This is a genomic window from Arthrobacter sp. 49Tsu3.1M3 (assembly GCF_900168135.1).
In the GTDB taxonomy this organism is placed as follows: Bacteria; Actinomycetota; Actinomycetes; order Actinomycetales; family Micrococcaceae; genus Arthrobacter.
The window spans coordinates 55,115-67,289 of sequence record NZ_FUZD01000004.1 but is presented as its reverse complement, the minus strand read 5'-3'; the positions used below and the strand labels follow the sequence as shown (position 1 = coordinate 67,289).

Below are 12,175 nucleotides of genomic sequence, written 5' to 3'. Positions count from 1 at the left end.
GAAATCATCAGCAGAGTCCGCCCCCACCGGCGGACTCGACAGTACGAGGAGCAAGGCGATACAGATGGTAAAGCAGCCCGTATCCGTAAACGGCGTTGTCCGCTGGAAGGATGTGGGCCTCGCCGATCAGGCCAAGAGCGAACAGAAGGAGCGCAAGATGGTTGTACTACGTCACGAAATCGGTGATGTCCTGCGCGATGTCCGCCAGCGCCAGGGCCGTACGCTCCGCGAAGTCTCGCACAGTGCCCGCGTTTCCCTGGGCTACCTGAGCGAAGTGGAACGCGGCCAGAAGGAAGCCTCCTCGGAGTTGCTCTCCTCGATCTGCTCGGCCCTCGATGTTCCGCTTTCGAGCATGCTCCGCGAAGTCAGCGACCGCGTCGCGGTCGCCGAGGGCGTCGCGGTTCCGGACACTGTTCCCCAGGAGTTTGCGCAGCGCTATGGCCGCGACCTCGACCGGGAACTCAACTCCGATCTCACCGACGAGCTGGCCAAGGGCCTCCTTTCCGGAGCGCGCTAGCCGCCAGCCCACCTAAGACCTAAGACACAAAAGAGGACCTCCGGCCCAGGCCGGAGGTCCTTTGACGTGTGTCGGTGATCAGGGTTCCCGGTGGAGGAGTCAGGCGGTCTCGTCCCGGGGGAAACCGTCGCGCTCGTAGGTGGCATTGAGCTTGGCCATGTACATGGCCAAAGCCTGCAGATCCTCGGCCGGCCATTCCGCCAGGCGTTCCCGAAACACCTCACGCCGCGCGTCCTGGACCTGGTGCATCCTTTCCTCGCCTTCGGACGTCAACCGGATGGCCTGTGCCCGGCCGTCCAGCGGGTCAGCCTCCTTCGACACCAGCCCGAGGCCCTCGAGGAAGGCGATCTGCCGGCTCACCGATGGCTTGCCGACGCCGATGCAGGAGGCGAGATCGGTCAACCGGATAGGGCCTTGCTGGCGGATCACGCTGAGCAGGCCGTAGGCGGCGGGTTCCATGTCCGGGTGGACCTGGCGCGAGAGTTGATGGGAAATAGAGCGTCCCCGGCGCCAGAGCAGGCTCAGCTGGTTCTCGACGGCGTCCAGGGCGGCGTCCGCGCCGGCGGTATCGGGAGCGGGATCTCCCGCGGACTCAGTTGGGTTGCTCATGGCAACCATTCTAGAGTCCCGGGCCGTGAGAGACTTTACTCGTGCGAATCAGTGACTTTTGGCGGCTTATGGACGACGAGTTCGGCGCGGGATACTCCCGCGTCCTGAGCAGTTCGCTGGTCCTGGCTGGGGTCGGGGGCCGCACCGCGGACCAGGCCCTCAGCGCCGGCGTTCCGCCGCGCCAGGTGTGGATTGCCGTGTGCGACGTCCAGGACGTCCCGCAGGAACGCCGCCTGGGCCGGGACGTCAAACCCCGTGACACCACCGGGCCCCGCTGACGCCTGACACGCCGCCGGCGCCGTGGCGCTGACGCCGGCTGGGCCCCGCTCGCGCCTGACACGCCGCCCGCGCCGGCTGGGCCCCGCTGACGCCTGACACGCCGCCGGCGCCGTGGCGGTGACGCCGGCTGGGCCCCGCTGACGCCTGACACGCCGCCGGCGCCGTGGCGGTGACGCCGGATGGGCCCCGCTGACGCCTGACACGCCGCCCGCTTGTTCGAATATCTGTTCGGATAGCGATATGCTTTTTTTCAGACCGTTTTCCACATACGTGGTTCTCCCGACAACTTTGTCGGAGGGTGCCAGTAGCGTCAGTGATGACAGACAAAGGCCTCCACGGCCACTCCACAGCGAGAAAGTATTAGAGGTGTGAATCATGGCCGCAGCCCCGGATCGCCAGAAGGCGCTCGACGCAGCGCTTGCCCAGATTGACAAGCAGTTCGGCAAAGGCTCGGTCATGCGCCTTGGCGATGAAGTCCGTGCACCCATCGAAGTCATCCCGACCGGGTCCATCGCACTGGACGTCGCCCTGGGAATTGGCGGCCTGCCCCGCGGCCGCGTCGTGGAAATCTACGGTCCGGAATCATCCGGTAAGACCACGGTCGCGCTGCACGCGGTTGCCAATGCCCAGCGCCAGGGCGGCATTGCCGCCTTCATCGACGCCGAGCACGCCCTCGATCCGGAATACGCCGCCAAGCTGGGCGTCGACACCGACGCGCTCCTGGTCTCCCAGCCGGACACCGGCGAGCAGGCGCTGGAAATCATGGACATGCTTATCGGGTCCGGCTCCCTTGACGTCATCGTCATCGACTCCGTGGCCGCCCTCGTTCCCCGCGCGGAAATCGAAGGCGACATGGGCGACAGCCACGTGGGCCTGCAGGCCCGCCTGATGAGCCAGGCCCTGCGTAAGATCACCGGCCGCCTGAGCCAAACGAAGACCACGGCCATCTTCATCAACCAGCTGCGTGAGAAGATCGGCGTGTTCTTCGGCTCCCCGGAAACCACCACTGGTGGTAAGGCGCTGAAGTTCTACGCCTCCATCCGCATCGACGTCCGCCGCATCCAGACCCTGAAAGAGGGCGCCGATTCCGTCGGCAACCGCACCAAGGCCAAAATCGTCAAGAACAAGATGGCCCCGCCCTTCAAAATCGCCGAGTTCGACATCATCTACGGCCAGGGCATTTCCCGTGAGGGCGGCATCATCGACATGGGTGTCGAGCACGGCCTGATCAAAAAGTCGGGCTCCTGGTTCACCTACGATGGCGACCAGCTGGGTCAAGGCATGGAGAACTCCCGCCGCTTCCTGCGCGACAACCCGGAGCTGGCGGCGGAACTCGAGCGCCTGATCAAGGAAAAGCTCGGCGTTGGCGTCAAAGCCCCGGCCGAGACCGAGGAATCTCCGAAGCTGAAGGCCGTTGACGGCTTCTAACAGCCGGCGGCGCCAAGGGGCAGGATTTCCATCACGGAATCCTGCCCCCGGCTTTGTCGGCCCCGACCAGCCGGCGGCGTGCACCGATGGCGCGGATTCGCCGGCCGGGCAGGACCGGGACGCGGACCCCGCGGCTGTGGCGCGTGCCATCGTGCTGCGGCAGCTGACGAATTCGCCCAAGAGCCGGCTGCAGCTCTCGCGCAAGCTGGCCGAGCGCAACGTCCCCGAGGACGTCGCGGAGGCCGTGCTGGACCGCTTCGAGGAAGTGCGGCTGGTTGACGACGCCGAGTTCGCCGACATGTGGGTCCGCAGCAGGTCCCAGACACGCAAGCTCGCCAAAGGGGCCTTGCGGCGCGAACTTGCGGACAAGGGCATCGACGCGGAGATCGCTGCCGGCGCACTGGATCAGCTCAGCGACGCCGACGAGGAAACGGCCGCCAGGGAGCTCGTGGAGCGCAAGCTGCGGGGATTCACCGGCGGCGAAGACCGTGCCGAACGCGACAAAATTACGCGTCGCCTCGCCTCAATGCTGGCGCGCAAGGGATACCAGCCGTCGCTCGCCTTCCGGGTGGTGGGCGAGGTGCTCGATGCTGCCGCCGGCCATGCAGGGGACGGGGACTAGGGCCGCTGGGGCGGGGTCTGCGCCGGCCCGGCCGCTGCCCGCTACCCTTACCCGTTACCCTTAACAGGTGAGTTTTACCATTCCCTCCCCAGCAGCCGGCACGACTTCTTCAACAGCGCCTCCGGCGGTGCAGCCGGCAGGGCCCCAGACATTGGGTGTGGACCCCGTTTCCGCACCGGAAAGTCCCGTCCCGGCCCAGCCCCGCACCTACCAGGTGCGCACTTTCGGCTGCCAGATGAACGTGCACGATTCCGAGCGGATGGCCGGCATGCTGGAAGCCGCAGGCTACGTCCCCTCCGCCGGCGAGCTGGCCGACGTCGTGGTCTTCAACACCTGCGCGGTCCGGGAAAACGCCGACAACAAGCTGTACGGCAACCTCGGCATCCTGGCCCCGGTCAAGGCAGCCAACCCCGGAATGCAGATCGCCGTGGGCGGATGTCTCGCACAAAAGGACCGGGAGACCATCCTCAAGAAGGCCCCATGGGTGGATGCCGTGTTCGGCACCCACAACGTCGGTGCCCTGCCGGCGCTGCTTGACCGGGCCCGCCACAACAATGAGGCCCAGCTGGAGATCCTCGAATCGCTGGACGTCTTCCCCTCCACCCTCCCCACCAAGCGGGACTCCGTCTACTCAGGCTGGGTATCGATCTCGGTGGGCTGCAACAACACCTGCACCTTCTGCATCGTCCCGGCCCTGCGGGGCAAGGAAAAGGACCGCCGCCCAGGCGAGATCCTGGCCGAAATCCAGGCGCTCGTGGACGACGGTGCCATCGAGGTCACCCTGCTGGGCCAGAACGTGAACTCCTACGGCGTCGAATTCGGCGACCGGCAGGCGTTCTCCAAGCTCCTGCGTGCGTGCGGCGACATCCCTGGCCTGGAGCGGGTCCGGTTCACCAGCCCGCACCCGGCGGCCTTCACCGACGACGTCATCGACGCCATGGCCGAGACCCCCAACGTCATGCCGCAGCTGCACATGCCCCTGCAGTCCGGCTCGGACAAGGTCCTCAAGGACATGAAGCGGTCCTACCGCTCGACCAAGTTCCTGGGCATCCTGGACAAGGTCCGCGAGAAAATCCCGCACGCCGCCATCTCCACCGACATCATCGTCGGGTTCCCCGGCGAGACCGAGGAGGACTTCCAGGCCACCCTCGACGTCGTGGAGAAGTCCCGGTTCGCCACCGCCTTCACCTTCCAGTACTCCAAGCGGCCGGGCACGCCCGCCGCGGACCTGCCGGACCAGCTGCCCAAGGCCGTGGTCCAGGAACGCTTCGAGCGCCTCACTGCCCTGCAGGACCGGATTGCCGCCGAGGAAAACGCCCGGCAGCTTGGCCGCCGCGTCGAGGTCATGGTGACGGCCCAGTCGGGCCGCAAGGCTGGGGAAACCCACCGCCTCTCCGGCCGGTCCCAGGACCAGCGGCTGGTGCACTTCTCGGTGCCCGCTGGAGCCGAAGCGCCCCGGCCAGGCGATCTGGTGACCGTCATCATCACGGAGGCGGCGGCGTTCCATCTCGTCTCCGACCCCGCCTCGGCCGAGGACTACAGCCTGCGCCGGTCCCGCGCCGGCGATGCCTGGGACCGTTCCCAGGCAGATTCCTGCGGCGCTGGCCCGGCGGGCAAGATTAGCCCCGCGGGCAAGACTAGCGCGTCGGGCACCTCCGGCGTGTCGCTGGGCATGCCCAGCCTCCCGGTCCGCGGCCGTTAGCGCCGTGCCCGGCCCTCAGGGCGCCCCCCGGAACGAAGCAGTCCAGAACGCAGCAGTCCAGAACGCAGCCCAACAGGACACAGTCCGCCAGGACACGTCCCAAACTGCGTCGGTGCCGGGGGCACAGCCGGCCGCGCCGCCGGTGATCGCCGTCGTCGGGCCCACAGGATCCGGCAAATCAGACCTGGCCGTCTCCCTCGCCCTCGAACTCGACGGTGAAGTCATCAACGCCGACTCGATGCAGTTCTACCGCGGCATGGATATCGGCACCGCCAAGATCACCGAGGCGGAGCGGCGCGGTGTGCCACATCACCTGCTGGACATTCTGGACGTGACCGAGGAAGCGAGCGTCTCGGACTTCCAGCAGCAGGCCCGGGCGTTGATCGCCGACATCCACGGCCGGGGTAAGCGGGCCATCCTGGCCGGCGGCTCCGGACTCTACGTCCGCGCCGCCCTTGATGTCCTGGAATTCCCCGGCACGGACCCGGGCATCCGCGGCCGGCTCGAGGCGGAACTGGCTACCGCGGGACCCGCGCCCCTGCGGCAACGGCTCGAGGCAGTGGACCCCGTCTCCGCAGGCAGACTCGGCGATGAGCGCAGGATCATCCGCGCCCTGGAAGTCTTCGAGCTCACCGGGCGGCCATTCAGCTCCTTCATGCCGGCCCGTCAATACTTCCAGCCTGCCGTCCAGATCGGACTCGAGGTGGACCGGGAACTGCTCCGGCAGCGCCTGGCCGACCGGGTCCACGCGATGGTGGACCGGGGGCTCCTGGACGAAGTCCGCCGGCTGGACGCCGCAGGGCTACGCAGCGGCCGGACCGCGCCGCGGGCCCTCGGCTACGCCCAGTTCCTCCGGGTGCTCGACGGTGCCTCCAACGTGGAGCAGGCCGCGGACGAAACCATCATCGCCACGCGGCAGTTCGCGCGCCGCCAGCTGACCTGGTTCCGGGCGGATCCCCGGGTCACCTGGCTGGGCTGGCACGATCCTGACCTCGTGGCCGCGGCTGCCGGCCTCTGCCGGGCTACGACGGTTCTGCCTCCGGCGTAGCGCTTAGGCCACGGGGCGGGAGCGGTCGGGGCGGAACGGTAACCTTGGAGCATGGACGAATCCCAAGCCGTAGCCGTTGACCGTACTGCCGGCGATACCGCACCGCTGAGCGGTCTGAAGTTTTCCAAAGGCCACGGAACGGGCAACGACTTTGTCCTGATCGCAGACCCTAACGGCACGCTCGAGCTCAGCCCGGAGCACGTCGCGGCGCTCTGCGACCGGCACCGCGGCATCGGCGGCGACGGCCTGATCCGCGCCGTGCCTTCCCGGCTCCTGCCGGAGGGACTGCAATTGCTGACCGCGCACCCCGATGCCGAGTGGTTCATGGACTACCGCAACGGCGACGGCTCGCTCTCCGAGATGTGCGGCAACGGCGTCCGCGTCTTTGTGCACTTCCTCATCGCCGAAGGCCTCGTGGACCTGCCGGCCGGCGAATCGCTCGTCATTGGAACCCGGGGCGGTGCCAAGACGATCGTCCGGACAGCTGCGGGCTACGCCGTGGACATGGGCCCCTGGGAATTCATTTTCCCGGGCGAAGCGACCGCGCGGGCCATGGACTCGCTGGTCAGCGCCGACGGGCTTGAAGTGGCGCGGCCCGCCCTCTCCGTCAGCATGGGCAACCCGCACACCGTCGTGGCCCTGGCCGAAACTGCCGAACTGGAGGCCACGCAGCTGTTCACGGCCCCCCGGGTGGACCCGACGCCGCCGCACGGCACCAACGTCGAATTCGTTGTGCCTTCCGAACCACTGGTCCACGACGGCACCGGCACCATCACCATGCGGGTCCACGAGCGCGGAGTGGGGGAGACCCAGTCATGCGGCACGGGCGCCTGCGCCGCCGCCGTCGCGATTCGCCACTGGGCCGGCCAGGGCGCACCGGACGCGTGGAACGTCCACGTCCCCGGCGGCGTCGTCGGCGTGAAATTCTTCCTGGGCCCGGAGGGGCACGAACACGTCGAACTCAGCGGCCCGGCCGTGATCGTCGCTAGCGGGACGCTTTCCTGATTCGAAGGATCCGGAACGACTTCGACGTGCTCTCCCGGGTCACGTTGAAGCTGGCGTCGAGCTCCGCCGAGAGCCAGCGCTGCAGCGAGTCCGAGCCGAGGTTTTTCTGGACCACGAGCCAGGCCGATCCGCCCGGCGCCAGCCTGGGAATCCACAGGCGCAGGAGGGCATGAAGCTCATCCTTGCCGATCCTGATCGGCGGGTTGGACCAGATGGTGTCAAAGCGCAGGTCGGGGTCCACGGCGTCCGGCGTGCTGGCGGATACGTTGCGCAGCCCCAACAGCCCGGCGTTTTCATTGGTCAGGGTCACGCAGCGTTCGTTCACGTCCACCGCGTAGACCTGGGCGTGCGGTGCCCGCAGGGCCATGGTCAGGGCGATCGGTCCCCAACCGCAGCCGATATCCAGCAGGTTGCCCTGCGGCGACGGCGCCGGGACATCGGCGAGCAGCACGGCCGTTCCCTTGTCGATCCCGTCCGGGCTGAAGATCCCCGAGGACGTCTGCAGCCGGCGCGTCTCACCGGCAAGATCCACGGTGAGCGGCTTACGGGTGAAGGGCCCGGCCGGCTGGGCGCTGAAATAGTGTGCAGACTCCATAATGGGCCAGATTAGTTCGCGGCCAGCCCGTATGGGAAACCGGGCCGGGGCGCCGGCGTCTGCTACGCTACAAAACATGATCCTGATCTCCAAGTAGCCGGCACGGTCCCGTCCCGTCCTTTGTCAGGGACTCGAGGGACTCCGTAGCGACGCAGGTAAACGCCTTCCGCTGAGTGCGCCATTGCAGGGTGAGTTTTCTCACCCGCGGGCCCCCGCACCACTTGGAATCCAGCCGCTGTCCCAGACACTCTGTTTCCCAGACGTGTGTTGCGCGGTGCCCGTGTTTCTCAGGCACCGTGTTTCAGGGGCGCGGCACTCCTCGGCTGATCCGAGGCCCAGCGGACGACAACTACCTCACTGTGTTCCCCACAGCCGCGCGCATTTCTTGCCGCTCCCATCCTCACCCAGCCGCCGCTCCGCACGGAGCCAGCCCTGCCCCGGCGCCGTTGCCGCAGGCATTCCAGGAGGCCCGCATGACCCCCCGCCGTCAGCCCAGCGCGAATACCGCCCCACAGAGCAACAATCGGCACTATTGTGAAAGAGCCGAACCTTTAAAGGAGACCATGACCAGCCACCCCAACACCGGACCCGATTCAGCAGCCCAGGACATGAGCCCTGAGGAGATTCAAGCTGTAATCGACCGGATCCTTTCCAAGGACACCCCCGCCCCAGGCCGCGGCGGCGGCACCAGCCACGGCACCGCCGCCGGCGCTGGTACCAACAGCCCGACGTCGGTGCTCGGCAAGGCGCAGGCCATCTCCCGCCTGGACGAGGTCTACACCAACTTCGACGGCGACCAGCAGGACCTTGAGGAACGGCACGCACTGCGCCGCAAGGCCGGCCTGTCCACCGAACTCGAAGACGTCACAGAGGTCGAATACCGGCAGTTGCGCCTTGAGCGCGTCGTCCTGGCCGGCCTCTGGACCGAGGGCACCCTCGCGGACGCCGAGAACTCCCTGCGCGAACTTGCCGCCCTCGCTGAGACGGCCGGCTCCGAGGTCCTCGACGGGCTCGTCCAGCGGCGCGCCAAGCCCGATCCCGGGACATTCCTCGGCTCCGGCAAGGCACAGGAGCTCAAGGCCATCGTGATGTCCACCGGCGCCGACACCGTCGTCGTCGACGCCGAATTGGCCCCGTCCCAGCGGCGCGGCCTGGAGGACATCGTCAAGGTCAAGGTCATTGACCGCACAGCGCTGATCCTGGACATTTTCGCCCAGCACGCCAAGAGCCGTGAAGGCAAGGCACAGGTGGAGCTCGCTCAGCTCGAATACCTGCTTCCGCGCCTGCGCGGCTGGGGTGAGTCGATGTCCCGCCAGGCCGGTGGCCAGGTGGGCGGCGCCGGTGCCGGCATGGGCTCGCGTGGTCCCGGTGAGACCAAGATCGAACTGGACCGCCGTCGGATCCGCACCCGGATGGCCAAGCTGCGGCGCGAAATCGCCGCCATGAAGCCTGCCCGGGAAACGAAGCGCGCCAACCGCCGTCGTAATGCCGTGCCTTCTGTCGCGATCGCCGGGTACACCAACGCCGGGAAGTCCTCGCTGCTGAACCGGCTGACCGATGCCGGGGTGCTGGTGGAAAACGCCCTGTTCGCCACCCTGGACCCCACCGTCCGCAAGGCCGAAACCGCTGACGGGCTGGGATACACCCTGGCCGACACCGTGGGCTTTGTCCGTTCCCTGCCCACCCAGCTCGTGGAGGCATTCCGCTCCACGCTGGAAGAGGTGGCCGACTCTGACCTGATCCTGCATGTCGTGGACGTCTCGCACCCGGATCCGGAAGGCCAGATCGCCGCTGTCCGGACGGTCTTCAGCGAAGTCGACGCGCGCAAGGTTCCGGAAATCATTGTCCTGAACAAGGCCGACGCCGCTGACCCGTTCGTGGTCGAACGGCTCAAGCAGCGCGAGCCGCGCCACGTGGTGGTCTCGGCCCGCACCGGCGAAGGCATTCCGGAACTGCTCAAGGCCATCAGCGACGGCATTCCGCGGCCCAGCGTGAAGCTTGAACTGCTCATCCCGTACAACCGCGGGGATCTGATCAGCAAGCTCCACGAAAGCGACGCCGAGATCCTCAGCCTCGACCACGAGGAAACCGGGACCCGCGCCGTGGTGATGGTTCGTGAAGGACTCGCCGCCGAACTGGATCCCTTCATCAGCAATGACTGAGGCCGCGGTGACCAGGGCCGACGCCGAACCGGCAGACGCCGATTCAACTGACGCCGATCCAGCTGAAGCTGGATCAGCCGAAGCAGACACCGGCGCCGGTTCGGTTGCTGGCGCGGCCGGCGAGGAGTTTGTTGTAAAGCTGCTCGACCGTGCCGTGTCCGGCATGGGCGGTCAGAGCCGCGATGGCCAGCATGAAATGGCCCGGCAGGTGGCGCGCGCGATAGATAGCGGCGACCACCTGCTGGTCCAGGCCGGCACCGGCACCGGCAAGTCGCTGGCCTACCTGATTCCGCTGATCGCGCATTCGCTGACCAGCAACAAACCCACGCTGGTCTCCACCGCCACCCTGGCGCTGCAGACGCAGATTGTGGGCCGTGACCTGCCCAGGCTGCTCAAGACCATCACGCCTGCCCTGGAGCGGCCCGTCAAGGTCGCCCTGGTCAAGGGCCGGTCCAACTACGTCTGCCGGCACAAACTCGAGGGCGGGTTCCCGTCCGAAGAACCTTCCGAGGGACAGCTGTTTTCCCTCGGCGAAGACACCAGCGTGCCGCATTTCGCTGCCGCACTTGGCGGGCCGTCCTCCCAGCTGGGCAAGGAAGTTGTCCGCCTGCGCGAATGGGCCGAGGAAACCGCCACGGGGGACCGCGACGAGCTCATGCCCGGCGTCACGGACCGGGCCTGGCGCCAGGTCTCGGTCACCTCCATGGAGTGCCTCGGTGCGCAGAAATGCCCGCTCGCGGCCGAATGCTTCAGCGAGCTGGCACGGCAGAACGCCGCCGATGCCGACGTCGTGGTCACCAACCACGCCATGCTCGCCGTCAGTGCCTTCGAGGGCCTGGCGGTGCTGCCCGAGTACGACGTCGTCGTGGTGGACGAAGCACACGAACTTCAGGACCGCGTCACGGGTGCGGTCACTGGCCAGCTCTCCGTGGCGATGGTGCACGCCGCCGCGTCCGGGGCCCGGAAGCACACGGGCATCACCGTGGATGCGCTGAACAATGCCGTTGCCCACCTGGAGCTGGCCATCGACGGCGTCCCCAGCGGGCTGATGCCCAATGGCCTGAACAGCGAGCAGCTTGACTGCATCGACCAGCTGCGCGACGCGTGCCGCGCCGCGCTGTCCGATTCCAAGGGGGACAGCTCGACGACGGCGGACGGCGGACGGCAGCTGGCCCGCTCGCGCCTCATGGTGATCCTGGAACTCTGTGAACGCCTCTTGGCCGCGCGCGAAAACCGCGAAGTCGTGTGGTTCTCGCGCAACAGCAGCTTCGACCCGGCGCAGGGCTATTCCCAGCCGGACGAGAGCGCGCCGGCCTTGATCAATGTCGCCCCGCTGAGCGTCGCAGGACGGTTGCGCGAGGGCCTGTTCGCGGACCACACCGTCATCCTGACCTCGGCCACACTGGCCATCGGCGCTGCCTTCGAACCCGCCGCCGGCGGCCTGGGCCTGGTTGGCAACGGCGCCCCGAGCTGGACCGGCGTCGACGTCGGCTCCCCGTTCGACTACCCGAAGCAGGGCATCCTCTACGTCGCCCGGCACCTGCCCAAACCCGGCCGAGGAACGTCCCCCGAGGCCCTGGACGAACTTGAGAAGCTGATCCGCGCCTCCGGCGGGGGCGCCCTGTGCCTGTTCTCCTCGCGGCGCGCCGCAGAGGAAGCAGCCGAGGCTATGCGGCCCCGGCTGGGCCTCAGCATCCTGTGCCAGGGGGAATCGACCATGACGGCGCTCGTGCGGCAGTTTGCCGACGAACCTGACACGTGTTTGTTCGGCACCATGTCCCTCTGGCAGGGCGTCGATGTCCCTGGCGTGTCCTGCCGGCTGGTGGTCATCGACCGGATTCCCTTCCCGCGGCCGGACGACCCGCTGATGACGGCACGTTCGCGGGCCGTTGCCCAGGCCGGCGGCAATGGCTTCATGGCAGTCTCGGCGACGCACGCAGCCATCCGCCTCGCGCAGGGCGCGGGTCGGCTGATCCGCTCGACCTCGGATAAGGGCGTGGTGGCTGTGCTGGATTCACGGCTCTCCACGGAGCGTTACGGCGGCTTCCTGCGCGCCGCGCTGCCGCCGTTCTGGCCCACCACCGATTCATCGATAGCCATGGCAGCCCTGAAGCGCCTGGCGAAAGACTCCGCGAAGGCCTAGGCCCCAAACCGGGCCGCCACCCTGCGCGGAAATCCGCCGCGGGGTGGCCGCTCCGAACTGGCGGC

The 12,175-nt window shown here is 67.7% G+C and carries 11 protein-coding genes; 9 read left to right on the top strand and 2 right to left on the bottom strand.

Features of this window, described 5'->3' with window-relative positions; genetic code table 11:
- The first annotated feature begins 64 nt into the window (after window positions 1-64).
- Window positions 65-517, top strand: coding sequence for a helix-turn-helix domain-containing protein (locus tag B5X90_RS06915; RefSeq protein ID WP_026538316.1), 453 nt, complete (start codon window positions 65-67; stop codon window positions 515-517).
- A gap of 99 nt (window positions 518-616) precedes the next feature.
- Here the strand turns inward: B5X90_RS06915 and B5X90_RS06910 are convergent, their stop codons facing one another.
- A complete protein-coding gene (locus B5X90_RS06910) occupies window positions 617-1,126 on the bottom strand; it encodes a MarR family winged helix-turn-helix transcriptional regulator (RefSeq protein WP_079551318.1) in 510 nt (169 codons plus the stop codon).
- Between the two features lie 41 nt (window positions 1,127-1,167).
- On the opposite strand from B5X90_RS06910, the gene B5X90_RS06905 reads away from it, so the two are divergent.
- The 6 genes from B5X90_RS06905 to dapF all read left to right on the top strand — a co-directional run bounded on the left by B5X90_RS06905 (window position 1,168) and on the right by dapF (window position 7,210).
- Window positions 1,168-1,404, top strand: coding sequence for a DUF3046 domain-containing protein (locus B5X90_RS06905; RefSeq protein WP_079551316.1), 237 nt, complete (start codon window positions 1,168-1,170; stop codon window positions 1,402-1,404).
- A gap of 376 nt (window positions 1,405-1,780) precedes the next feature.
- Window positions 1,781-2,833: a recombinase RecA gene (recA, locus tag B5X90_RS06900; RefSeq protein ID WP_018774457.1), complete on the top strand. Its 1,053-nt coding sequence runs from the start codon at window positions 1,781-1,783 to the stop codon at window positions 2,831-2,833.
- Window positions 2,834-2,969: 136 nt separating this feature from the next.
- Window positions 2,970-3,455, top strand: a complete 486-nt coding sequence (locus B5X90_RS06895) for a regulatory protein RecX (RefSeq protein ID WP_079551314.1) — start codon at window positions 2,970-2,972, stop codon at window positions 3,453-3,455.
- A gap of 157 nt (window positions 3,456-3,612) precedes the next feature.
- Window positions 3,613-5,157, top strand: a complete 1,545-nt coding sequence (gene miaB, locus B5X90_RS06890) for a tRNA (N6-isopentenyl adenosine(37)-C2)-methylthiotransferase MiaB (protein ID WP_256860099.1) — start codon at window positions 3,613-3,615, stop codon at window positions 5,155-5,157.
- A 112-nt stretch (window positions 5,158-5,269) separates the two neighbouring features.
- Window positions 5,270-6,205, top strand: a complete 936-nt coding sequence (gene miaA, locus B5X90_RS06885; RefSeq protein ID WP_079551309.1) for a tRNA (adenosine(37)-N6)-dimethylallyltransferase MiaA — start codon at window positions 5,270-5,272, stop codon at window positions 6,203-6,205.
- Between the two features lie 51 nt (window positions 6,206-6,256).
- Window positions 6,257-7,210: a diaminopimelate epimerase gene (gene dapF, locus B5X90_RS06880; protein WP_079551307.1), complete on the top strand. Its 954-nt coding sequence runs from the start codon at window positions 6,257-6,259 to the stop codon at window positions 7,208-7,210.
- Here the strand turns inward: dapF and B5X90_RS06875 are convergent.
- Entirely contained in the window at window positions 7,191-7,805 is a 615-nt protein-coding gene (locus tag B5X90_RS06875) for a class I SAM-dependent methyltransferase (protein WP_079551305.1), read from the bottom strand. The two genes, dapF and B5X90_RS06875, sit on opposite strands and share 20 nt — an antisense overlap.
- 563 nt (window positions 7,806-8,368) lie before the next feature.
- On the opposite strand from B5X90_RS06875, the gene hflX reads away from it, so the two are divergent.
- On the top strand, window positions 8,369-9,967 hold the full coding sequence (hflX, locus tag B5X90_RS06870; protein WP_079551303.1) for a GTPase HflX: 1,599 nt from the start codon (window positions 8,369-8,371) through the stop codon (window positions 9,965-9,967).
- On the top strand, window positions 9,960-12,110 hold the full coding sequence (locus B5X90_RS06865) for an ATP-dependent DNA helicase (protein ID WP_306292820.1): 2,151 nt from the start codon (window positions 9,960-9,962) through the stop codon (window positions 12,108-12,110). The genes hflX and B5X90_RS06865 overlap by 8 nt, the downstream gene beginning before the upstream one ends.
- Window positions 12,111-12,175 lie beyond the last annotated feature (65 nt).

Coding starts and splice junctions, on each gene's coding strand:
- B5X90_RS06915 (WP_026538316.1), top strand. CDS start 65: ATGGTAAAGCAGCCCGTATCCGTAAACGGCGTTGTCCGCTGGAAGGAT.
- B5X90_RS06910 (WP_079551318.1), bottom strand. CDS start 1,126: ATGAGCAACCCAACTGAGTCCGCGGGAGATCCCGCTCCCGATACCGCC.
- recA (WP_018774457.1), top strand. CDS start 1,781: ATGGCCGCAGCCCCGGATCGCCAGAAGGCGCTCGACGCAGCGCTTGCC.
- dapF (WP_079551307.1), top strand. CDS start 6,257: ATGGACGAATCCCAAGCCGTAGCCGTTGACCGTACTGCCGGCGATACC.
- B5X90_RS06875 (WP_079551305.1), bottom strand. CDS start 7,805: ATGGAGTCTGCACACTATTTCAGCGCCCAGCCGGCCGGGCCCTTCACC.
- hflX (WP_079551303.1), top strand. CDS start 8,369: ATGACCAGCCACCCCAACACCGGACCCGATTCAGCAGCCCAGGACATG.
- B5X90_RS06865 (WP_306292820.1), top strand. CDS start 9,960: ATGACTGAGGCCGCGGTGACCAGGGCCGACGCCGAACCGGCAGACGCC.